General features: G+C 72.9%; 14 protein-coding genes, 1 tRNA gene and 1 pseudogene. 6 read left to right on the plus strand and 10 right to left on the minus strand.

All coding sequences use genetic code 11. From position 1 onward, the window contains the following. Positions 1 to 467 precede the first annotated feature (467 nt). Positions 468 to 3,425: a glycoside hydrolase family 48 protein gene (locus CUT44_RS27830; protein ID WP_100204731.1), complete on the plus strand. Its 2,958-nt coding sequence runs from the start codon at positions 468 to 470 to the stop codon at positions 3,423 to 3,425. A gap of 1,370 nt (positions 3,426 to 4,795) precedes the next feature. Continuing rightward, complete coding sequence (locus CUT44_RS34625; protein ID WP_269846229.1) at positions 4,796 to 5,392, plus strand: murein hydrolase activator EnvC family protein; 597 nt, start codon at positions 4,796 to 4,798, stop codon at positions 5,390 to 5,392. Between the two features lie 145 nt (positions 5,393 to 5,537). Here the strand turns inward: CUT44_RS34625 and CUT44_RS27840 are convergent. From CUT44_RS27840 to CUT44_RS27850, 3 genes are all read right to left on the minus strand, one after another. Continuing rightward, a tRNA-His gene (locus tag CUT44_RS27840) sits at positions 5,538 to 5,610 on the minus strand. Between the two features lie 67 nt (positions 5,611 to 5,677). Further along, positions 5,678 to 6,283 carry an oligoribonuclease gene (gene orn / locus CUT44_RS27845; protein WP_100204733.1) on the minus strand — a complete coding sequence of 202 codons (606 nt, stop codon included), beginning with the start codon at positions 6,281 to 6,283 and terminating at the stop codon, positions 5,678 to 5,680. A gap of 10 nt (positions 6,284 to 6,293) precedes the next feature. Then, the gene (locus tag CUT44_RS27850) at positions 6,294 to 7,592 is read right to left on the minus strand and encodes a helix-turn-helix domain-containing protein (protein ID WP_100204734.1); all 1,299 of its coding nucleotides are present in this window, start codon (positions 7,590 to 7,592) and stop codon (positions 6,294 to 6,296) included. An 833-nt stretch (positions 7,593 to 8,425) separates the two neighbouring features. On the opposite strand from CUT44_RS27850, the gene CUT44_RS27855 reads away from it, so the two are divergent. Next, positions 8,426 to 8,947, plus strand: a complete 522-nt coding sequence (locus CUT44_RS27855; protein ID WP_100204735.1) for a universal stress protein — start codon at positions 8,426 to 8,428, stop codon at positions 8,945 to 8,947. Positions 8,948 to 9,508: 561 nt separating this feature from the next. Here the strand turns inward: CUT44_RS27855 and CUT44_RS27860 are convergent. From CUT44_RS27860 to CUT44_RS27890, 7 genes and pseudogenes are all read right to left on the minus strand, one after another. Then, positions 9,509 to 10,432, minus strand: coding sequence for a DUF4429 domain-containing protein (locus tag CUT44_RS27860; protein WP_100204736.1), 924 nt, complete (start codon positions 10,430 to 10,432; stop codon positions 9,509 to 9,511). Positions 10,433 to 10,549: 117 nt separating this feature from the next. Next, positions 10,550 to 11,218, minus strand: coding sequence for an N-acetylmuramoyl-L-alanine amidase (locus CUT44_RS27865; RefSeq protein ID WP_100204737.1), 669 nt, complete (start codon positions 11,216 to 11,218; stop codon positions 10,550 to 10,552). Positions 11,219 to 11,883: 665 nt separating this feature from the next. Next, positions 11,884 to 12,471, minus strand: a pseudogene (locus tag CUT44_RS34750) (N-acetylmuramoyl-L-alanine amidase); the annotation flags it as partial. 191 nt (positions 12,472 to 12,662) lie between these two features. Next, positions 12,663 to 13,823 (minus strand): acyl-CoA dehydrogenase family protein, encoded by a 1,161-nt coding sequence (locus CUT44_RS27875; RefSeq protein ID WP_100204739.1) that lies wholly within the window; start codon positions 13,821 to 13,823, stop codon positions 12,663 to 12,665. Between the two features lie 4 nt (positions 13,824 to 13,827). After that, positions 13,828 to 14,832 carry a hydroxymethylglutaryl-CoA lyase gene (locus CUT44_RS27880; RefSeq protein ID WP_100204740.1) on the minus strand — a complete coding sequence of 335 codons (1,005 nt, stop codon included), beginning with the start codon at positions 14,830 to 14,832 and terminating at the stop codon, positions 13,828 to 13,830. Beyond that, positions 14,829 to 16,955: an acetyl/propionyl/methylcrotonyl-CoA carboxylase subunit alpha gene (locus CUT44_RS27885; RefSeq protein WP_100205231.1), complete on the minus strand. Its 2,127-nt coding sequence runs from the start codon at positions 16,953 to 16,955 to the stop codon at positions 14,829 to 14,831. The genes CUT44_RS27880 and CUT44_RS27885 overlap by 4 nt, the downstream gene beginning before the upstream one ends. Before the next feature lie 79 nt (positions 16,956 to 17,034). Beyond that, positions 17,035 to 18,687: a carboxyl transferase domain-containing protein gene (locus CUT44_RS27890; RefSeq protein ID WP_100204741.1), complete on the minus strand. Its 1,653-nt coding sequence runs from the start codon at positions 18,685 to 18,687 to the stop codon at positions 17,035 to 17,037. A 143-nt stretch (positions 18,688 to 18,830) separates the two neighbouring features. Between CUT44_RS27890 and CUT44_RS27895 the strand changes: the two genes are divergently transcribed. The 3 genes from CUT44_RS27895 to CUT44_RS27905 all read left to right on the plus strand — a co-directional run bounded on the left by CUT44_RS27895 (position 18,831) and on the right by CUT44_RS27905 (position 21,754). Further along, the gene (locus CUT44_RS27895; protein ID WP_100204742.1) at positions 18,831 to 19,469 is read left to right on the plus strand and encodes an SACE_7040 family transcriptional regulator; all 639 of its coding nucleotides are present in this window, start codon (positions 18,831 to 18,833) and stop codon (positions 19,467 to 19,469) included. A gap of 123 nt (positions 19,470 to 19,592) precedes the next feature. After that, a complete protein-coding gene (locus CUT44_RS27900; protein ID WP_100204743.1) occupies positions 19,593 to 20,750 on the plus strand; it encodes an acyl-CoA dehydrogenase family protein in 1,158 nt (385 codons plus the stop codon). Between the two features lie 53 nt (positions 20,751 to 20,803). Further along, positions 20,804 to 21,754: an acyl-CoA thioesterase gene (locus CUT44_RS27905; RefSeq protein WP_100204744.1), complete on the plus strand. Its 951-nt coding sequence runs from the start codon at positions 20,804 to 20,806 to the stop codon at positions 21,752 to 21,754. Positions 21,755 to 22,148 lie beyond the last annotated feature (394 nt).

The raw sequence follows: 22,148 nt of genomic DNA on the forward strand, positions 1-22,148 counted from the left end.
CACGGAGCGACACCGCGCTCCGGTCCCGCCTCCCGGCGAACCCGCCGGGAGCTTTCCCCGGTATGGACAACCGGGGCGTGCGGAACGTGCTGAGGTGTACTGAACCGGCCATGGGGGCCGTGAAGAGAGGCGGTGACGAGCGCCGCGTTTGCAGTGGTGTTCAACGCCCGAGGGCGCGGTGGGGGGTACATGAAGCGGCTCCTGTCGGTCGAACGCGCCATTCCTGGCGCACGACTGTGGAAGCGCTCCCACTGGGTCGAGAAGAGAACGTAGCGGCAACTTCCGCTTGTGGCCAGAGTGTCTTCAGGAATTGGCCGGACGAATTTCTTCGACAGGGTCATTTCGTTCAGACTCTTGACAGGTGTCATGTCCACCTTGACCCTTGGGAGCGCTCCCACTGGTTCAGTTCCCCGTACGTGTGTCACGTACCTCCCCCCACCCCCGAGCCGCGAGGAGGGAACCTCCGCATGCGAGCGTTACCGTTACCGGAAGCGCCACCCAGGCGCCATCGAGGAAGATCCAGAAGGCTGCTGATCGCGGCCACCGCGGCGATCTCCCTCCCGCTGGGAATGACCACGGCGCTCAGTGGCACCGCCCAGGCCGCCGCCCTCCAGTGCAGCGTCGACTACAAGAAGAACGACTGGGGCTCCGGCTTCAGCACCAACATCACCCTCACCAACCGGGGCTCCGGGGCCATCGACGACTGGACCCTGACCTACGAGTACAGCGGCAACCAGAAGCTCCAGCAGGGCTGGAACGGCCAGTGGTCGCAGTCGGGCAGGACGGTCACCGTCAAGAGCCCGCAGTACAGCACCAAGATCGCCGCCGGTGACGCGATCACCGCGGGTGCGAACTTCAGCTACAGCGGCACCAACGCCGACCCGACCGCGTTCTCGGTCAACGGCACCCGCTGCAACGGCGCGCTCGCCGCCCCCGCCGCCACCCTGGTCAGCCCCGGTGCCGGCCAGGTCTACACCGCGGGCAGCACCGTCGAGCTGACGGCCGAGGCGCGCCCCGTGCAGGACGGCGCCACCATCGAGAAGGTCGACTTCTACAGCGACACCGAGCTGCTGGGCTCCGACACCACGGCGCCCTACAGCTTCGACTGGGAGGACGTCCCGGCGGGCAACTACTCGATCTACGCCGTCGCGCACGACTCCAACGGCATGTCGAGTGAGTCCGTCCCCGCCGGCATCCAGGTCACCGCCGGTCCCGCGGTGGTCGTGACCCCGTCCCAGCTCGGAGTGCGCCAGGGCGAGACCGCCTCCTTCGCGGTGAAGCTCTCCAAGAAGCCCACCGAGACCGTGACGGCCTCGGTGCGCCGCACCGACGGCAACTCCGGGGTGTCCGTGCTCAACGGCGAGGCGCTGACCTTCACGCCGGAGAACTGGGCCGCCCCCCAGACCGTGACGGTCTCCGCGGCCGACACCGGCTCGGGCGCCGCCACCTTCACCATCAGCGCCCCCGGCCACGAGGCCGCCGAGGTCAAGGTGACCCAGCTCGGCGGGGACGCCGTCGCGGGCGAGTACGAGGACCGGTTCCTCGACCTCTACAACAAGATCTTCGACCCGGCCAACGGGTACTTCTCGCCGGAGGGCATTCCCTACCACTCCGTCGAGACGCTGATCGTCGAGGCGCCCGACCACGGTCACGAGACGACCTCCGAGGCCTACAGCTACCTGATCTGGCTGCAGGCGATGTACGGCAAGGTCACCGAGGACTGGGGTCCGCTGAACGAGTCGTGGCAGGTCATGGAGGACTACATGATCCCCACGGCCGAGGACCAGCCGACCAACAGCTTCTACGACCCGTCCAGCCCGGCCACCTACGCGGCCGAGCACCCGGAGCCGTCGGACTACCCCTCGGCGATCAACCCGGACATCCCGGTGGGTGAGGACCCGATCGCGGACGAGCTGCGGCAGGCCTACGGCACCGAAGAGATCTACGGCATGCACTGGCTGCAGGACGTGGACAACACCTACGGCTTCGGCAACTCCCCCGGCGCCACCTGCCAGGGCGGCCCGGACGAGGAGGGTCCCTCCTACATCAACACCTTCCAGCGCGGCTCGCAGGAGTCGGTCTGGGAGACCGTGCCGCAGCCCACCTGCGACGACTACACCTTCGGCGGTGAGAACGGGTACCTCGACCTGTTCATCGACGACGAGGGCTACGCCGAGCAGTGGAAGTTCACCAACGCCCCCGACGCCGACGCCCGCGCGATCCAGGCCCTGTACTGGGCCGAGATGTGGGCCGACGAGCAGGGCAAGAAGTCGGAGATCTCCGGGCTGCTGGAGAAGGGCGCGAAGATGGGCGACTACCTTCGCTACTCCTTCTTCGACAAGTACTTCAAGGAGATCGGCGACTGCGTCGGCGCCTCCTCCTGCCCGGCCGGCAGCGGCAAGAACAGCGCCCACTACCTGATGTCCTGGTACTACGCCTGGGGCGGTGCCACCGACACCGACGCGGGCTGGGCCTGGCGCATCGGCAGCAGCCACAACCACTTCGGTTACCAGAACCCGATGGCGGCCTACGCGCTGACCACCGTCCCGGAGCTGGAGCCCAAGAGCGCCACCGGCGCGGACGACTGGGAGAAGAGCCTGCAGCGGCAGCTGGAGCTCTACCGCTGGCTGCAGTCCGACGAGGGTGCGATCGCCGGTGGCGCCACCAACAGCTGGGGCGGCAACTACGGCACCCCGCCGTCCGGCACCGCCACCTTCTACGGGATGTTCTACGACGAGAAGCCGGTCTACCACGACCCGCCGTCGAACCAGTGGTTCGGCATGCAGGCCTGGTCGATGCAGCGGGTCGCCGAGCTCTACCACGAGTCGGGCAACGCGGACGCCAAGGAGGTCCTGGACAAGTGGGTCGACTGGGTCCTCGGTGAGATCACCGTCAACCCCGACGGCAACTACCAGATCCCGTCCACCCTGGAGTGGTCCGGTCAGCCCGACGACTGGAACGCCTCCAACCCCGGTGACAACTCGGGTCTGCACGTCAACGTCCGCGACTACACCACCGACGTCGGCGTGACCGCGGCGCTGGCCAGGACGCTGATGTACTACGCGGCCGAGTCCGGTGACACCGAGGCCAGGGAGACCGGCAAGGCGCTGATCGACGCCATGTGGCAGCACCAGGACGACCTGGGCATCGGCATCGAGGAGACCCGTACCGACTACGAGCGCTTCGAGGACGAGGTCTACATCCCCTCGGGCTGGAGCGGCACCATGCCCAACGGTGACGAGATCGAGCCCGGCTCCACCTTCCTGTCGATCCGGTCCTTCTACCAGGACGACCCGCAGTTCAACAAGGTGGAGAGCTACCTGAACGGCGGCGAGGCGCCGACGTTCACCTACCACCGCTTCTGGGCGCAGGCGGACGCCGCTCTCGCCTACGCGACCTACGCGGACCTCTTCGGCGACGAGTGACGGCTGAGGAGTAACCGAAGGGGAGCACGAGCCGGCCCCCCGGTCCGGTCTGGTCGACGGCGGCCGCACCGGGGGGCCTTCCAACCGAACCACCACTGATCCACCACTGATCCACCTCCGAGATCCACTACCGACCCGCGCAGTCCGGCCGGTCCGGCGGCACGAGCCGGATCACCCGCACCACCGCACCACACGTTCCGCCAGCCCCACCAGCCGGTGATGAGCCGGGCAGCGGTTTTCCTCCCCCGCCTCTCCGCTGCCCGGCCGCACCAGACGGCCGCGGTCGTCCCGCGCCGACGCCAGGATCACTCCCGGTGCCGGTGTGCCGGACGGCCGCGGTCGCGTGCGTCACGGCCCGGCCGGGCCGTACCCGCGGGCCCGGACGTACGGAGCCCGTTCACGCCCCCGCGGCGCGGCCGCGCCCGGCCAGTCGGCCTCCCGAGACCTTCCCCGCCTCTTCCCTGCCTCTTCCCCGCCGGGTCCCGGCGCGGAGCCGCGGTCTCCACCCCTTCCGCGCACCGCCCGCCGCCGCACCGCGCGGAAGACGCGCGGCCCCCGGCCCGCGCGACGATCGCCGTCCCGGGGAGGGACGGGCACATCCGGCCGTGGCGGCGTACGAGGCGCCCGGCGGCGGGCGCGGGTGGACGGACCTACGGCCTCACCGGAACGGCGGTGCCGGAGGCGGCCGCCGTCCCGCCGGGCGCCCCGCGGTCCGTGGGGCGGCTCAGCCGCTCCCCGGCGCCGGGGAGCGGCCCGGAAGAAGTCACAGTGGCCCTCCCCGCCCGGACGGGTCCGGGACCCCGGGGAGTGCCACGGCGCCGCCGGACGCCCCGGGCGGCGGCGTACCACCCACGGCGAGCCGGGCGGTGCGGTCCGGCACGGCGAAGGCGGCCCCGCGGGAGTGCGGCAGGGGACGGCCGCCGGGAGGTACCGCCGACCGGTACCGCCCGGCGGTGCTCCGGCAGCGGCCCGTACCCGTCGTCGGAAGCCTTCCCCGCCACATTCCTCCGCGCCGCGGTTCCGGAACCCGCCGCCGGGCCCGCGGCGGCAACCCTCCGGTGGGGCTCGCCCGTTCGGCACACCCCGGACCACGGGGCCTCCCATGGCCTCCCGGGCCGTGCGGACACCGCCGACGGCGGGACCGCCCGCCGGGGTGGTTCAGTCCATTCACCGGTAAGGGGATTGTCGTGTGCCGCCGGGCCGGGGGCCGCAACCACGCCCCGGGAAACGGCGCTTGACCTCCGCGGCCGGGCCGGGACGCTACGCCGTTCGGCGGTCCGGCGGGCGGCCGTGGAGATGCGGGAGCGCCCGCGCTGACGTGTCATCACACCGACACGTCGATGGCACCGCCGAACGGGAGGTCAGAAACGATGGCAGCACGGGACGGACGGCTGGACGGACACCGGAACGGACACCGGAACGCACCCGGGGACGGAGGCCGGGACGGGCTGCGGTGGACGCCGAGCCGGCGTGGGCTGGTGCTGCGCGCGGCGGCACTGGCGGCGCTGGGAGCGGCCGTACCGGTCGCCGCGGGAGAGCGCCGGGCGGCGGCCACCGGCCGCTGGGCCCGCCCGGTGGCGGGGGACCACCGGGTGACGGCGCCCTACGGCATTCCCGGGAGATGGCAGGCGGGCCGCCACACCGGCATCGACTTCGCCATGCCGGTCGGTACGCCGGTGTACTCGGTCGGCACCGGCACCGTGGTGCTCGCCGGCTGGGCCGGTTCCTACGGGAAAGCGGTGAAGATCCGGATGGACGACGGCCACTACGTGCTCTTCGCCCATCTGTCGGAGGTCTCCACCTCGGCCGGGGCGCGGGTGCGGGCCGGCAGCCGGCTGGGCTCCTCCGGTGACACCGGCCGGACCACCGGCCCGCATCTCCACTTCGAGGTGCGCGACCGCCGCGGCTACGGCTCGGACGTCGACCCCGTGGCCTACCTCGCCCGGCGCGGTGTACGGCTGCTGTGACCCGCGGCCGGGGGCCGGTGCGGGCGGGGACGGGAACGTGCCCCCGCCGTCCTCCCGGGACGGGACGGGCCGGCCGCCTGCACACCCGCAGTGCACGACGGCGAAGGCCCCGGCCCGTCTCCCCGGGCCGGGGCCTCTCCACAAGGGTGAGTAACGGGACTCGAACCCGCGACATCCTGGACCACAACCAGGTGCTCTACCAGCTGAGCTATACCCACCACGACCAGTGCTCTTCCGCACCGGCCAAGAAGAGTGTACAGGGTTGCCGCCGGTCCCCGCGCACCCTTATCCGTCGGCGGGCAGCACGTGCCGGGCGGCGATCTTCCGGGCCGTGTCGGAGTCCGGGCCGGGCAGCGGCACGAAGACCGCCTCGCGGTAGTAGCGCAGCTCCGCGATGGACTCCCGGATGTCCGCCAGCGCCCGGTGGTTGCCGCTCTTCTCCGGGCTGTTGTAGTACGCCTTGGGGTACCAGCGCCGGGCCAGCTCCTTGACCGAGGAGACGTCGACGATCCGGTAGTGGAGGTACCCCTCCAGGGTGGGCATGTCGCGCATCAGGAAGCCGCGGTCGGTCCCGACCGAGTTTCCGCACAGCGGTGCCCGGCCGGGTTCCGGCACGTACTTCCTGACGTACTCCAGGACCCGTTGCTCGGCTTCCTGGAGCGTGGTGCCTCCGGCCAGCTCGTCGAGCAGGCCGGAGGCGGTGTGCATGGCGCGCACGACCTCGGGCATGGTGTCCAGCGCCTCGGCGGGCGGACGGATCACGATGTCCACCCCGTCACCGAGCACGTTCAGCTCCGAGTCGGTGACCAGGGCCGCCACCTCGATGAGAGCGTCGTCGGACAGCGAGAGCCCGGTCATCTCGCAGTCGATCCACACCATGTGATCGTTCATGTGTCCCAGCCTACGGGGCCCTCCCGGGAGTACGGTCCCGCTGGGAGGGCAGACGCGAGCTGTAGGAGTCGGAATCCGGCTTGTGCTGCTCGCTCCGTTCTCCCCTTTCTCCCCGCTTCTCTCCCCGCTCGCCGCGGTCCACCCGGTCGCCGCGGCCCCGGCGCTCGCCCCGCTCGTGTCGCGCCGTGCGCCCGGGACCGTGCCCGGCACCGGCCGGTTCGGCCGTGGTGCCGGAGTCCGTACGGACCTCGGCGCCGCGCTCCTCACCGCCCGGACCGCCCCCGCTCTCCGGCCGGGTGCGCACCCGGTAGGCCGCCCGGTAGGCGGCCGGGGAGGCGCCCAGCTGCCGCCGGAAGTGGCCGCGCAGCGCGACCGGCGAGCGGAAGCCGCAGCGTCCGGCGACCTCGTCGACCGAGTAGTCGGAGGTCTCCAGCAGCCGCTGCGCCTGGAGCACCCGCTGGGTGATCAGCCACTGCAGCGGCGCGCTGCCGGTCAGCGAGCGGAACCGCCGGTCGAAGGTCCGGCGGCTCATGTACGCGCGCGCGGCGAGCGCCTCCACGTCGAACTGCTCGTGGAGGTGCTCCAGGGCCCAGGCGACGACCTCGGCGAGCGGGTCGGTGCCGATCTCCTCGGGTAAAGACCGGTCCAGGTAGCGCTCCTGTCCGCCGTTGCCGCGCCGGGGCGGTACGACAAGGCGGCGGGCCAGGGCTCCCGCCGCCTCGGCGCCGTGGTCGGTGCGCACCACGTGCAGGCACAGGTCGATGCCGGCCGCCGTACCGGCCGAGGTGAGGATGTCGCCGTCGTCCACGAACAGCTCCCGCGGATCCACGTGGACCGCCGGATAGCGTTTGGCGAGCGTGGGCGCGTACATCCAGTGCGTGGTCGCCGGCCGCCCGTCCAGCAGCCCGGCCGCGGCGAGCACGAAGGCTCCCGTGCACAGGCCGATGAGGCGGGCGCCCTCCTCGTGGGCCCGGTGCAGGGCCTCCAGCGCGGCCGAGGGCGGCGGCTGGGTGATGGAACGCCAGGCGGGTACGACGATCGTGCCCGCCCGGGAGAGCGCCTCCAGGCCGTACGGCGCGGTCAGCTCCAGACCGCCGGTGGTGCGCAGGGGTCCGTCCTCGCCCGCGCACACCAGGAGGCGGTAGCGGGGAACGCCGGCGTCCTGCCGGTCGATGCCGAAGACGGACAGCGGGATGGAGCTCTCGAAGATCGGGCCGCCGCCGAAGAGCAGTACGGCGACGATCTCGCGGCGGCGGCGCGCGGCCAGTTTGCGCGTCGTCCCAGGGCCGTGCGTTGGCTCCTGGCTCATGGAACTAAGCCCCCCTCAGTCGTCGCGTCCTTCCGGTCCTGCACGATTCCCCCGCCGTGGTCAGTCAAGATCGAATCTACTGTGTCTCGCGTGGCTGACGGGACAAGTTCACCACTCACCGCTATGTCGACATGACAACTTGGCGCGAAGCGTTCGATCACGAAGGGTTTCATTCGGTGGCCTCTCTGTGAAGAACGCCTTGCTTCGTCGCCATCTGTCCGTCGGGTGCACCCGTTCCCCCTGCTCGTTCCCGCCCAGGTGGGCGAGTTCACCGATTCGCTCTGGCAAGTTGTGTACCACGGCTGGAACTTGGCCGAAAAGTACAGGAGCCCAGAACGCGGGATCCGGCTTTCCGGAGGCGTGCGTTCCGCGTCGGGAGACTCCTACCGCTGCGGGTTTCCGGGCCGGAGCGCGCCGGGCGCCGGTGCGACTGCGACGCCCCGCCGCCCCTCGCCCGGCGGGGCGCCGGGGGGTGCTCGCCGGGGTTCGGCGGGCGGGTCCGCGTCCCCGGCCGTCCGGCGGCGGATGCGGGCGCGGGCGCGGGTTGCCGGAAGACCGGGAGGGGGGAGGCGGAGGGCGGATTCTCCGGGGCGGGGAGAATGTCGCAGGGGAAGACGTCCGGTGACCTCCCGGCGGCCCCCGAGGGGCCTCCCCAGGGCCCTCCCGGCGGGGCGCGGCGGGGCCCGGGCATTGCGCAATGCCTTCCGCTCCGGCATGCTGCACCGGCAGTGACCGCAGCCGTTGGGCAGAAGGGGAGTGCCGACGTACCCTAGGGGGTATGGGCTGAGGAAGATGACTTCTGGTCGCATCCCTAGGCACACGTGAAGTTACCGATGTCTGGACACAAGATGCCCGACCCCGCGGACCGCAGGCGGGTCGCCGATCCGACGGCGACGCCCCAGGCGGCTGATGAGGCTCGCCACTCCTGCGATCCGGCTTTCCAGCACGGGGTCGTGGTGGGATTCGACGGTTCCATGTCGAGTGAGCGGGCGCTGGCCTACGCCACCGGCATGGCGCGGCGTGCCGACTCCGGCCTGATCATCGTCCATGTGGCCAACCGGCTCCCGACGACCGTGTGGGCGGGCTGCGAGCCGCCGGTCTTCGTGGACGTGCCCGACCACCGCACCGAGGTCCTGGGGCTGGAGCTGGCCTGCGCGGACCACCTGTCCGAGGTGCCCTGGATACTCGTCGAGCGCGGCGGGGACATCTGCCACGAGCTGGAGGAGGTCGGCCGGGAGTACGAGGCCGACGCCATCGTCGTCGGCTCCACCCACGGACTCGTCGGCCGGATCTTCGGCTCGGTCGCCGGCCGGCTCGCCCGCCGGGCGCGGCGCCCGGTCGTCGTCATTCCGTGACGGCGCTGCTCCGGCCCCGGCCCCGGCCCCGTGCCGGGTCCGTGCTCCCGGCTTCCGCCTCGACCGGCCGCCCGCACCGCCCCGCACCGGCGCGAACCGGCGCGAACCGGCGAATCTACTCATCGGTAGGGGTGGATTGCGCGCTTGTGACGGGCATATAGGGAACAGCGCGCCGCCGCGTGGGAAGTGACGGTCCCACGCAGCGGCCCACCGCCGGTGTAATGGGCGACACCGGCGGCCTGGAGGCGGTCCCCTCGTCCGTCTGGTGGCACGGAGGAGGGGACCGCCCACCTCTGTGGCGTCCGCCGTCTCCCCGTGTTCACGAGCTTCGCCGGAGCAGGTGGCCTGTCGGCGTCCCGGCCCGGCTCGTCGCGCGGCACGACGACCGCGCGCTCGGCCCCCGCCCGCTCACCGTGTGCGACGGCCGGGACGCGTCCGCGCGGTCCTCGGCCCCTCTCCGCCGTTGGTCTCCGGGGTTCTCCGATGCGGCGGGGTCCCTCTCGACAGCCCGCTCCCCGGCGGGAACGCCCGGTCCCGGCCCGGCCGGGCCCGCCGGAGGGCTCAGAAGCGGCGCAGCACCGCCTGCTTGGCCGCGGTGAACTCCTCGTCGGTGAGGACCCCTTCCCGGTGCAGCTCGCCCAGCTCCCGCAGCCGCCGCAGCAGGGCGTCCAGGACCTCCGGGTCGTCCCGGCCGTCCGCCCCGGCGCCGGAGGAGCCGCCCTTGGTGAGCGCGGCCGGGGCGTCACCGCCCGCCGGCGCGGCGGTGGAGGAGTCGGCCGAGGGGTGCGGCAGCCGGGCGGTCACGGCGGCGGCGACCAGCACCGAGCTGACGTCCTTGGCCTGCCGTACGCCCCACAGCACCAGGCAGTTGGGGTCGTGCTCCGGTTTGAGCACGGCGTGCGCGCCCTTGGGCCGGAACCGCAGGCTGCCGTTCTCCCAGCCGATCGCCGGAGTCCACTGCACGCCCTCCAGTTCGTGCAGGGCGAACGCCCGGGGACCGGCCGAGGACTTGCCGCCCTCGGCCACCCAGTTCCAGTCGAGCCGGACGCGCTCCCCGTCGAAGGAGGCCGTGCCGTCGGTGCCCTGCACCGACAGCGGCACCGGCGGACCGGGCAGCAGATAGCGGTCGCAGGGCTCCTCCACGGGTACCTGCTCCAGCAGCAGCGCGTTGCGGAGTTCGGCCACGAAGTACTCGGCGACCCCGGAGCGGTCCGGCTCGACCTCCAGCCGGTACGGATCGGCCGCGTCGGGCAGCCGTCCGGCGGCGGCCTGCAACAGTGGATCGGCCCCGTGCCGCAGCCTCAGGCGCAGCCAGCCGCTCCGGCGCCCCGGTTCGTACGCGATCCCCGCCACCGCCGCCAGCGGCACCGCCACCTCGCCGAGCAGCTTCCGCAGTTTGTGCACGCTCTTGTGGTGTCCCGGCACGATGCGCACGGTGTCGCCGTCGAACGTCCAGGTCCCCGCCCGCTGGAGAATCTCGGCCATGACGCCATTGTGGCAGCCCCTGCCGGACGCGGGCCGTGCCGGACGGAACGGGAGCGGACTCCCTTCCCCCGGCCGGTCCCGGAGCGCCGGGCGGCGCCGGTCGGCGCCGGTCGGCGGTCAGTGCCGGTCGGCGCTCTCGTAGGCGCCCGAGTCCAGGAGCGCGCGGGCCCCGGTGGCGCCGTTCCAGCCCGCGCTGTGTCGCAGGCGTTCGCGGATGCGGGTGCGCATGCCGTTCATGGAGAAGCCGCGTGGGTCGATCTTGCCGGGCTGCCACTCCAGGTGTCCGATGACGCTGCGTTCGTTCCAGCCGTGTTGGCGGCAGATGGCGGCGGAGACGCGTTCGATGGCCTCGAGTTGGACGGCGGGCCAGGGGTCGCGGCCGTTGCCGAGGTTCTCGCACTCGATGCCGTAGAAGTGGCGGTTGCCGTCGGTGTTGGCCTCGTTGTCCGGAGGCAGGGGGCGTTCGGCGATGACCGCGCGCAGGACGTCGTCGTCGCCGAGTCCGGCGTGGTTGGCCCGGCCGTGGCCGACCATCGTGACGACCCCGTCCTTGGTGATGACGATGTGGCACAGCGGGCCCGGCAGACCGCTGTAGCCGTCGTGGCATATCTGGATCGTGCGTTTGGCGCCGGAGGTGACGGTGTGGTGCACCATCACGCCGTACACCGGTCCCCAGGCGCCCGCGCGATTGCGGTTGTGGTGGCGCCAGCCACTGACGCCGGTGACCCGGGTGCCCTCCTTCCGGAGGGCGGCGACGATTTTGTTCGCACTCAGAGGAGTAGCCATGCGTGTTCTCCCGACTACAGGAGGTGGGGGGTACTGGTTTACTTCCTACCCGCTCGCGCCGGGAAACGACTTCTTTCGTCGCATTCTTAGGAATTCCGCACTCGTGTGAACAGTGGCCCCGTACGGGGCGTTCCGCCGGAACCGGCGAGGCGCCGGCCGTCTCCCGCGCCCCGGGGCGGCCCGGTGGAACCGTCCCGTGCGGAAGCCCGGTTCTTCCAGTCCGGGCTCCCGGCCGACTGCCGCTCCTAGGGCCAGTACAGGCCGCGCAGCCAGGAGGTGGTGACGGTCACCGGCTCGGTGTCGCCCGGCACGGCCGGGTGGTAGACGGCCTCGAACCGCAGCCGCTCGTCCGCCCGGATGCTGCCGCAGTTGTGGAAGTCCGCGAAGGTGCTGCCCGCCGTGCCGACGCGCTCGCAGATCGGGCTCGTCCAGCGGGTGCCGTCGGTGCGCAGGTGGTAGAAGCGGCCCTGGAGGGTGGAGCCCACCGGGATCCGCGCGGCGAGATGGGCGATCGCCTGGTAGCGCGTGGCCCCCCGGAGGATGTCCACCCCCTTGATGTCGAGGGTCGTCCACTTCCCTGGGGTCAGCCGGATGTCGGTGGCCTCGTACTCGCCGATCACCTTGGGCATCTCGTCCTCCTCCTGTTCGTCCCGGCCCGCGCTGTGTCGCAGGCGTTCGCGGATGCGGGTGCGCATGCCGTTCATGGAGAAGCCGCGTGGGTCGATCTTGCCGGGCTGCCACTCCAGGTGTCCGATGACGCTGCGTTCGTTCCAGCCGTGTTGGCGGCAGATGGCGGCGGAGACGCGTTCGATGGCCTCGAGTTGGACGGCGGGCCAGGGGTCGCGGCCGTTGCCGAGGTTCTCGCACTCGATGCCGTAGAAGTGGCGGTTGCCGTCGGTGTTGGCCTCGTTGTCCGGAGGCAGGGGGCGTTCGGCGATGACCGCGCGCAGGACGTCGTCGTCGCCGAGTCCGGCGTGGTTGGCCCGGCCGTGGCCGACAAGATGGGCGCGGCCGTCCTTGGTGATGACGATGTGGCACAGCGGGCCCGGCAGACCGCTGTAGCCGTTGCGGCAGATCTCCACCGTGCGGGCGGAGCCGGAGGTGACGGTGTGGTGCACCATCACCCCGTGGACGGGCCCCCACGGTCCTCTGTGGTTGCGGTTGTGGCGGCGCCAGGCGCCGACCTCGACGACCGTGACGCCCTCTTTCCGCAGCGCGGCGACGAGGGCGCCCGCGCTGATGGGATTAGCCATATGCGTCCTCCTGGATACGCTCGGTATCCGATACCGGTTGCTTACCCGGCCTCGGAGCGGAGCCGACGGAGGCATTGCCGCTTTCCAGGTCTCATGCGTGGAGATGCGCGCCGGACCGCGCGGCGGACACGACGGGGCGCCCGCGCGGTCGAACACGCGGGCGCCCCGTCGTGCGGCGGCCCCGGGAGGCTTCAGGAGGCCACGCCCAGCTCCCTGGCGATCAGCATGCGCTGGACCTCGCTGGTGCCCTCGCCGATCTCCAGGATCTTGGCGTCCCGCCACATACGGGCCACCGGGTACTCGTTCATGAAGCCGTAGCCGCCGTGGATCTGGGTGGCCTCACGGGCGTTGTCCACCGCGATCTGCGAGGAGTGCAGCTTGGCGATGGCCGCCTCCTTCTTGAACGGCTCACCCGCCGCCAGCCGGGCCGCCGCGTCGCGCCAGGCGAGCCGGGCGGTGTGGGCGCGCATCTCCATGTCGGCGAGCTTGAACTGGATCGCCTGGTTGGCGCCGATCGGCCGGCCGAAGGCGCGGCGGGTGTTGGCGTAGGCCACGGACTCGTCCACACAGCCCTGCGCCAGCCCGGTGGCCAGCGCCGAGATGGCGATGCGGCCCTCGTCCAGGATGCGCAGGAACTGGGCGTAGCCGCGGCCCTCCTCGCCCAGCAGGTTGGCGAGCGGGACCCGGACGTCGGAGAAGGACAGCTCGCGGGTGTCCGAGGCGTTCCAGCCGACCTTGGAGTACGGCGGGGCGGCGGTGAAGCCCGGGGTGCCGGCGGGGACGATGATCGTGGAGATCTCCGGGCGGCCGTCGGGCTTCCGCCCCGTGACGGCGGTGACCGTGACCAGGCCGGTGAGCTCGGTGCCGGAGTTGGTGATGAAGGACTTGGTGCCGTTGATCACCCACTCGTCGCCGTCGCGGACGGCGGTGGTGCGGGTGCCGCCCGCGTCCGATCCGCACTCCGGCTCGGTCAGGCCGAACGCGCCGAGCGACTCGCCCGAGCACAGCCTCGGCAGCCACTCGCGCTTCTGCTCCTCGGTGCCGAAGCGGTGGATCGGCATGGCGCCCAGGGAGACGGCGGCCTCCAGGGTGATGGCCACGGAGGAGTCCACCCGGGCCAGTTCCTCCAGGGCCAGGCACAGGGCGAGGTAGTCACCGCCCATCCCTCCGTACTCCTCGGGGAAGGGCAGGCCGAACAGGCCCATCCGGCCCATCTCCCGGACGATCTCGTAGGGGAACTCGTGGTTCTCGTAGAACTCCCCGATCTTCGGTGCGACGACCTCGTGCGCGAACTCCTCCACGGTGCGGCGCAGTTCCTCGTGCTCGGGGGAGAGGCGGTGGTCAAGGGACATGGCTTCACTGCTCCTTGTGGGAGTCGCGGGAGTCGCGGGAGACGTCCTGGAAGGTGCTCCGGCCGGCCAGGGCGCGGACCGTGCGGGACGGGCTCGGCCGTCCCAGGTGGTCGGCCATCCACACGCTGGTGGCGGTGAGACGGCCGAGATCGATCCCGGTGTCGATGCCGAGGCCGTGCAGCATCCACACCAGGTCCTCGGTGGCGAGGTTGCCGGTGGCGCTCCTCGCGTACGGGCAGCCCCCGAGACCACCCGCGGAGGAGTCGACGGTGGTGACGCCGTGCCGGAGCGCGGCGAGGGTGTTGGCCAGGGCCTGGCCGTAGGTGTCGTGGAAGTGGACGGCGAGCCGGCCGGTGGGCACACCCGCCTCGTTCAGGGCGGTCAGCAGGGCGGTGACATGCCCGGGGGTGGCCACCCCGATGGTGTCGCCCAGACTCAGCTCGTCGCAGCCGAGGTCGAGCAGCCGGCGGCAGACGCCGACCACCCGGTCGAGGGGCACCGGGCCTTCCCACGGGTCCCCGAAGCACATCGACAGGTAGCCGCGCGCCCCGGCACCCGCCTCCCTGGCCCGGGCGACCACCGGTGCGAACATCTCCAGCGACTCGTCGACCGTGCGGTTGAGGTTGGCCCTGGCGAAGGACTCGGTGGCACTGGCGAAGACGGCGACGTCCCGGGCACCGAGGGCCAGCGCCCGGTCCAGGCCGCGCTTGTTCGGCACGAGCACCGGCAGCCGTACGGCGTCCGCCCCCGGGCGGTCGGCGAGGCCGGCCACGGCGGGGAGGAGCCGCTCGGCGTCGGCGAGCTGGGGCACCCATTTCGGGTGGACGAAGCTGGTCACCTCGACGGTGCGCAGCCCGGCGTCGGCGAGCCGGTGGACGAACTCCGCCTTCACCTCGACGGGCACGAGCGTCGCCTCGTTCTGCAGGCCGTCGCGCGGCCCGACCTCGTGGACGCGGACCCGGGCGGGCAGCCCCTCGGTGGGGAAGGCCATGGGCAGTCCGGTGGTCATCGGGAAGCCTCCCCGGCTGTGTTCGGGGCGGTCCCGGCGTCCCCGGTGCCGCGGGGCTCGACGACGGCGAGCACCTGGTCCATGGCGACCGTGCTGCCGGGCGTGACGTCCAGCTCGGTGACCGTCCCGTCGTACGGCGCGGCGATGACGTGCTCCATCTTCATCGCCTCCACCACCAGCAGGCTCTGGCCCGCGGTGACCTCCTCACCGGCGGACACCTTGACGACGGTGACCGTGCCGGGCATCGGCGCCGTCAGCGCGTCCGCGCCGTGCGCCCCGCCGCCCCGCAGAGCCGCCTCGACCGGGTCGTGGCCGGTCAGGTGCCAGCTCTGCCCGTCCCGGCCGAGCCACTGGTCGCCGTCGGCGCGGGCATGGGCGAAGGAGTGGACCGTCCCGTCCCACTCCAGCAACACCCGGCCGGGCTCTCCCGACTCGCCGGGGCCGCCGCCGGTGTCCGGGCCGGCGCCGGTGCGCAGCGCGGCCTGCACCGCGGGGGCGTCCCCGACCCGCACCTCGGCCCCGGCGGCCCGGCCGCGCACCCGTACCGCCACCGGATCGCGGCCCGGTGCCCGCAGCCGGTGGACCGTCCAGGCGGGCTCGCCGCCCAGCCGCCAGCCGCTCGGTACGGAGAACGGGTCCGTCCAGCCGGCGGGGGAGGGGGCCGGTTCCAGCGCGGCGTGGCGCAGCAGCGCCGCCGCCCCGTACACCTCGGCGGGGACGGCCGCGGGCAGCAGCGCGGCGGCCTCGCGGTCCACCAGGCCGGTGTCCAGCTCGCCGGAGACCACCGCGGGGTGGGCCAGCAGGGCGCGCAGGAACGCGGTGTTGGTCTCCACGCCCAGTACCGCCGTCCCGGCCAGGGCGGAGCGCAGCCGCCGCAGGGCGGTGGCCCGGTCGGGGCCGTGGGCGATCACCTTGGCGAGCATCGGGTCGTAGCCGGTGCCGACCTCGGTGCCCGGCGCGAGCCCGGAATCCACCCGGACGCCCTCGCCCGACGGCTCGGACAGCAGGTGGACGGTGCCGGCCGACGGCAGGAAGTCCACCCGCCCGCTTCCCGCGCCGCCGCCCCCCGCGCCCCCCGCAAGCCGTGCCGTCTCCGCGCAGATCCGGGCCTCGACGGCGTGACCGGTGAGGGAGACGTCCTCCTGCCCGAAGGGCAGCGGCTCGCCCGCCGCGACCCGGAGCTGCCACTCCACCAGATCCAGGCCGGTGACCAGTTCCGTCACCGGGTGCTCGACCTGGAGGCGGGTGTTCATCTCCATGAAGCAGTACGCCCTGGGATCGCCGCCGGGGACGATGAACTCCACCGTGCCCGCACCGGTGTAGCCGCAGGAGCGGGCGGCACGGACGGCGGCCTCGCCCATCGCGGCGCGCGTCGTGTCGTCCAGCAGCGGGCTGGGGGCCTCCTCGACGATCTTCTGGTGGCGGCGCTGGAGGGAGCACTCGCGCTCGCCCAGGTGCACGACGCCTCCGTGGCCGTCGGCCAGGACCTGGATCTCGATGTGCCGGGGCCGGTCGATCCACCGCTCCACCAGCAGGGTGTCGTCACCGAAGGCGCCGCGGGCCTCGCGCCGCGCGGCGGCGATCTCCTCGGCGAGCCGCGTCTCCTCGCGCACCAGCCGCATGCCCTTGCCGCCGCCGCCCGCCGAGGGCTTGAGCAGCACCGGCATGCCGACGTCCAGGGCGGCGGCGGCCAGCTCGGCGTCGGTGAGACCGCCGCCGCTGCTGCCCGGCACCACCGGCACCCCGGCCGCCCGCACCGTCTCCTTGGCGCGGATCTTGTCGCCCATCAGCTCGACGGCCCCGGCGGGCGGGCCGACGAAGACCAGTCCGGCCGCCGCCACCGCGCGGGCGAAGGCGGCGTTCTCGGCGAGGAAGCCGTAACCGGGGTGTACGGCCTGCGCGCCGGTCCGCCCGGCGGCCTCCAGCAGCCGCTCGATCGACAGATAGCTCTCGGCCGCCGGGGCCGGGCCGATCCGCACCGCGGTGTCGGCCTCCCGTACGTGCCGGGCCCCGGCGTCCGCGTCGCTGTACACGGCGACCGAGCGCACCCCCAGCCGCCGCAGCGTGCGGATGACGCGGACGGCGATCTCGCCGCGGTTGGCGACGAGCACCGTGTCGAACATCGTGCCGGGCACCGCGCCGGCCGTGGAACGTACCGGGCCGCTCGTGGAACGTGCCGTGTCGGTCATGGAACGCATCCCCTCACATCCGGAAGACGCCGTAGCCGGGCGCCGCCGGGTCCTTCGCGGGCAGCGGGGCGTTGGCGCACGCCGTCAGCGCCAGACCGAGCACCGTGCGGGTCTGGAGCGGGTCGATCACCCCGTCGTCCCACAGCCGGGCGGTGGCGTAGTAGGCGTTGCCCTGGGTCTCGTACTGCTCGCGGACCGGGGCCTTGAACGCCTCCTCGTCCTCGGTGCTCCACTCCTCGCCGCGCGCCGCGAGCTGGTCGCGCTTGACGGTGGCCAGCACCGAGGCGGCCTGCTCGCCGCCCATCACCGAGATCTTGGCGTTCGGCCACATCCACAGGAAGCGCGGCGAGTAGGCCCGGCCGCACATCGAGTAGTTGCCCGCGCCGTAGGAGCCGCCGACCACCACCGTCAACTTGGGCACCCGGGCGCAGGCCACGGCCGTCACCATCTTCGCGCCGTGCTTGGCGATGCCGCCCGCCTCGTAGTCGCGGCCCACCATGAAGCCCGAGATGTTCTGCAGGAACAGCAGCGGGATGCCGCGCTGGTCGCACAGTTCGACGAAGTGGGCGCCCTTGAGGGCGGACTCGGAGAACAGGATGCCGTTGTTGGCGACGATCCCCACCGGATGGCCGTGGACGTGCGCGAAGCCCGTCACCAGCGTCGTGCCGTACTCGGCCTTGAACTCCGCGAACCGTGAGCCGTCCACCACGCGGGCGATGACCTCCCGCACGTCGTAGGGGGTGCGCGAGTCCACCGGGACCGCCGCGTACAGCCCCGCCGGATCGACCGCGGGCTCCTCCACCGGCCGCACCGGCCAGGGCAGGGGACCGCGCTCCGGCAGGGTGGCCGTGATCTGCCGGACGATCCGCAGGGCGTGCGCGTCGTCCTCGGCGAGGTGGTCGGTCACCCCGGAGACCCGGGAGTGGACCTCGCCGCCGCCCAGTTCCTCGGCCGTGACGACCTCGCCGGTGGCCGCCTTCACCAGCGGCGGGCCGCCCAGGAAGATCGTGCCCTGGCCCCGCACGATCACCGCCTCGTCGCTCATCGCGGGCACGTAGGCCCCGCCCGCCGTGCACGAGCCGAGCACCGCCGCTATCTGCGGGATGCCGGCGCCGGACATCCGCGCCTGGTTGTAGAAGATCCGCCCGAAGTGCTCCCGGTCGGGGAAGACCTCGTCCTGCATGGGCAGGAAGGCGCCACCGGAGTCCACCAGGCACACGCACGGCAGCCGGTTCTCCAGGGCCACCTCCTGGGCACGCAGATGCTTCTTGACCGTCATCGGGTAGTAGGTGCCGCCCTTGACCGTGGCGTCGTTGGCCACGACGACCACCTCACGGCCCGAGACCCGGCCGATCCCGGCGATCACCCCCGCGGCGGGCGCCTGCCCGCCGTACATCCCGTCCGCCGCGAGCGGCGCCAGCTCCAGGAAGGGCGAGCCCGGATCCAGCAGGGCGTCCACCCGGTCGCGCGGCAGCAGCTTGCCGCGCGCGGTGTGCCGCTCCCGGGCCCGCTCGCCGCCGCCCAGCCGGGCCGCGGCGAGCTTCTCGCGCAGCCGGGCGGCCAGCTCGCGGTGGGCGGCCTCGTTGGCCCGGGCCGCCCCGGAGGCCGGGTCCACCGTGGTGGACAGCGGCGGTGCCTGCTGCGACGCCTGCTGCGGTGCCTGCATGTCCTGCGAGCCTCCTCGCTCGGTCGGTGAGCCGCCGGTGAGCCGTCGGTGCTGCTTCCGGACTGCTTCCGGAGAGCGGTTAGTGACCGTTAACCTCCTCGCCAGGTTAACGCTCGCTAACGCGGCTGTCTACAATTTCCCCCATGGACACCAGGACCGACGCCCTCACCCGCCGCGAGCAGATCCTCGGTGCGGCCGCCCGCCTGTTCGCCGAGCGCGGCTTCCACGGCGTCGGCGTGGACGAGATAGGCGCGGCGGTCGGCATCAGCGGTCCCGGGCTCTACCGCCACTTCGCGGGCAAGGACGCGATGCTCGCCGAGCTGCTGGTCGGTATCAGCGAGCGGCTGTACCGGGGCGGGCGCCGCTGTCTGGCGGAGTCCGCCGAGGCGGGGCTCGCCCCGGAGGCCACCCTGGACGCGCTCGTCGGCCGCCACATCGACTTCGCCCTCGACGACCGGGCGCTGATCACCCTCCACGACCGCGAGCTGGACCGGCTGCGCGACAGCGACCGCAAGCTGGTGCGGCAGCTCCAGCGCCAGTACGTGGAGCTGTGGGTGGGGGTCGTCCGCGAGGTCCATCCGGTCCTGCCGGAGAAGGAGGCCCGCGCCTCGGTCCACGCCGTCTTCGGTCTGCTCAACTCCACGCCCCACCTCAGCCGCCCCTCGGCCCTCCCGGACCGGGAGACGACGGCCGCCCTCCTCCACCGGCTGGCCCGCGGTGCCCTCACGGCGGCCGCGGAAGGGGCCGCGCGGGAGGCCGGGCGGCCCGCCGCGGCCATGTGACCTCGCCCACGGCCGCCCGCGGAACGCCGCCGCGGCACCGGAACCCTCTGGACAGTCCGAGTGACCCTTGGGTAGCTTGCGACTGAGCAAGCGCTTGGTTTCCAGCCCTCAGGAGGCGATGACATGCGGCGCACGGTGTTCAACGAGGACCACGAGGCGTTCCGCGAGACCATCCGCGACTTCATCGCCGCCGAGGTCGTCCCCCACTACGACGAGTGGGAGAAGCAGGGCTACGTCCCCCGCGAGTTCTATCTGTCCCTCGGCGAGCTGGGCGTGTTCGGGATCGAGGTGCCCGAGGAGTACGGCGGCGCCGGCGAGACCAGCTTCAAGTACCAGGCAGTCATCACCGAGGAGACCGCCCGCGCCGGCGTCAGCTTCGGCGGTTCCGGCGTCCACACCGCGCTGTGCCTGCCCTATCTGCTGAAGTACGCCACCGAGGAGCAGAAGCGCCGCTGGCTGCCGCCCTTCGTCACCGGCGAGATGATGACCGCCATCGCCATGACCGAGCCCGGCACCGGCTCCGACCTGGCCGGGATGAAGACCACCGCGAAGCTGTCGGAGGACGGCACGCACTACGTCCTCAACGGCGCCAAGACCTTCATCACCGGCGGCGTGCAGGCCGACCGCGTCCTGGTCTGCTGCCGCACCGCCCCGCCCTCCCCGCAGGACCGGCGCACCGGCATATCCATCCTGGTCGTGGACGCCGGGAGCGAGGGCTACGCCGTCGGCCGCAACCTCGACAAGCTGGGCCTGAAGTCCTCCGACACCGCCGAGCTGTCCTTCACCGACGTCCGGGTGCCCGTCGAGGACCTGCTCGGCGAGGAGGGCGAGGCGTTCTCCTACCTCACCCACAACCTCCCGCAGGAGCGGCTGGGCATCGCGCTGGGCGCCTACGCGCAGGCCGCGGCCGCCGTGCGCTTCGCGCAGGAGTACGTGACGGACCGCACCGTCTTCGGCAAGCCGGTGGCCGCCTTCCAGAACACCAAGTTCACGCTCGCCGACTGCAAGGCGGACGTGGACGCCATGCAGGCGGTCGTGGACCGGGCGCTGGACGCCATGGACGCCGGGGAGCTGACCCCCGCCGACGCCGCCTCCGCCAAGCTGTTCACCACCGAGCTGGCGGCGAAGGTCATCGACAGGTGCCTGCAACTGCACGGCGGCTACGGCTACATGCGGGAGTACCCGATCTCCCGGCTCTACGCCGACACCCGCGTCACCCGCATCTACGGCGGAACCAGCGAGGTCATGCGCTCCATCGTCGCCAAGTCCATGGGGCTGTGAACCGGCCGCCGGAAGCCGCGCCGGAAGCCGCACAGAGAGTCGCGCACGAGACGATGACCGACGACACCGGCCCGGCCGGGGCGCCCCCCGGCGGCCCCGGCGTGGGCGGGGCCGCCGACCCGGACGCCGCCCTGGCCGCCCTGCTCGCCCTGCTGGACCTGGAGCGGGTGGACCGCGACATCTTCCGCGGCCGGAGCCGCTCCGCCGTCGTCCCCCGGGTCTTCGGCGGGCAGGTCGCCGCGCAGGCGCTCGCCGCCGCCTCCCGCACGGTCCCCGGCGACCGGCTCGCGCACTCGCTGCACGCGTACTTCCTGCGGCCCGGCGACCCGGGCGCGCCCATCGTCTACACGGTGGACCGGGTCCGCGACGGCCGCTCCTTCACCACCCGCCGGACCGTCGCCGTCCAGCACGGGCAGCCGATCTTCCACCTGACCGCGTCCTTCCAGACCGCCGAGGAGGGGCTGGAGCACCAGGAACCGATGCCCGTCGGCGTCCCCGACCCGGCGACGCTGCCGCCCGCCGCCGAACAACTGTCCCGCCACGCCCACCTGTTCGGCGATCCGAAGGTGGCCGCGCGGCTGGCCGAGGCCCGCGCGGCGATCGACCTGCGGCATGTCACCGACCCGCCGTACCTGACCGCCGGACGGCCTCGTGAACCGCGCTCCCGGGTGTGGTTCCGTCTCGCCGGCAAGCTGGCCGGCGAGACCGACCGGCCCGCCCTCCACCTCTGCCTGGCCACCTACGTCTCCGACATGAGCCTGCTGGAGCCCGTCCTGCTCGCCCACGGCCGCGGCGGCTGGACGACCGGGGACGTGGTGGGCGCCAGTCTGGACCACGCGATGTGGTTCCACCGCCCCTTCCGGGTGGACGAGTGGCTGCTGTACGACCAGTCCAGCCCCACCTCCCAGGCCGGCCGCGGCCTGGGCCACGGCCGGATCTTCACCGCCGACGGACGGCTGGCGGCCACGGTGATGCAGGAGGGCGTGGTGCGGGTACCGCGCTGACCGGGAGCCGGAGGGCCCGGGGCCGGTGACCGGCGGCCGGAGAACGCGCTCCCGGTTTCCCCGGAGTGCTCCGGGGGGCTTTCCGGGACAGCCGCACGGGACGTGGCGGGAAGGCGGCCGGAGGGCACCGGGGCAGTCCCTGCGGGACCGGGCTGCCCTTCCGGGCCGCACGCGCCTGCCCGGGTCCGTGCCCGGCTGTTTCCCCGGCCGGTGACCGGAGAGCGCCGCGGCCGGTCGCCATGCGTGTCATGTCCCTGTTGTCTGTGGTGGCGCGCCTCCGGCGGAGGCTGCACGAAGGGGCACCCGCCCGTGCCCGGCTCTTCCGGACGTCCGGAAGAGCCGTCCGGTTCGGTCCGGTCACCGGCACTTTCCGGGCTCCCGGCCGGCCGGCCCG

The organism is Streptomyces carminius, assembly GCF_002794255.1.
In the GTDB taxonomy this organism is placed as follows: Bacteria; Actinomycetota; Actinomycetes; order Streptomycetales; family Streptomycetaceae; genus Streptomyces; species Streptomyces carminius.

Bases quoted from the DNA above. Each gene is read 5' to 3' on its own strand.
- CUT44_RS27830 (WP_100204731.1), top strand. From the start codon at position 468: ATGCGAGCGTTACCGTTACCGGAAGCGCCACCCAGGCGCCATCGAGGA.
- CUT44_RS34625 (WP_269846229.1), top strand. From the start codon at position 4,796: ATGGCAGCACGGGACGGACGGCTGGACGGACACCGGAACGGACACCGG.
- orn (WP_100204733.1), bottom strand. From the start codon at position 6,283: ATGAACGATCACATGGTGTGGATCGACTGCGAGATGACCGGGCTCTCG.
- CUT44_RS27850 (WP_100204734.1), bottom strand. From the start codon at position 7,592: ATGAGCCAGGAGCCAACGCACGGCCCTGGGACGACGCGCAAACTGGCC.
- CUT44_RS27855 (WP_100204735.1), top strand. From the start codon at position 8,426: ATGTCTGGACACAAGATGCCCGACCCCGCGGACCGCAGGCGGGTCGCC.
- CUT44_RS27860 (WP_100204736.1), bottom strand. From the start codon at position 10,432: ATGGCCGAGATTCTCCAGCGGGCGGGGACCTGGACGTTCGACGGCGAC.
- CUT44_RS27865 (WP_100204737.1), bottom strand. From the start codon at position 11,218: ATGGCTACTCCTCTGAGTGCGAACAAAATCGTCGCCGCCCTCCGGAAG.
- CUT44_RS27875 (WP_100204739.1), bottom strand. From the start codon at position 13,823: ATGTCCCTTGACCACCGCCTCTCCCCCGAGCACGAGGAACTGCGCCGC.
- CUT44_RS27880 (WP_100204740.1), bottom strand. From the start codon at position 14,832: ATGACCACCGGACTGCCCATGGCCTTCCCCACCGAGGGGCTGCCCGCC.
- CUT44_RS27885 (WP_100205231.1), bottom strand. From the start codon at position 16,955: ATGTTCGACACGGTGCTCGTCGCCAACCGCGGCGAGATCGCCGTCCGC.
- CUT44_RS27890 (WP_100204741.1), bottom strand. From the start codon at position 18,687: ATGCAGGCACCGCAGCAGGCGTCGCAGCAGGCACCGCCGCTGTCCACC.
- CUT44_RS27895 (WP_100204742.1), top strand. From the start codon at position 18,831: ATGGACACCAGGACCGACGCCCTCACCCGCCGCGAGCAGATCCTCGGT.
- CUT44_RS27900 (WP_100204743.1), top strand. From the start codon at position 19,593: ATGCGGCGCACGGTGTTCAACGAGGACCACGAGGCGTTCCGCGAGACC.
- CUT44_RS27905 (WP_100204744.1), top strand. From the start codon at position 20,804: ATGACCGACGACACCGGCCCGGCCGGGGCGCCCCCCGGCGGCCCCGGC.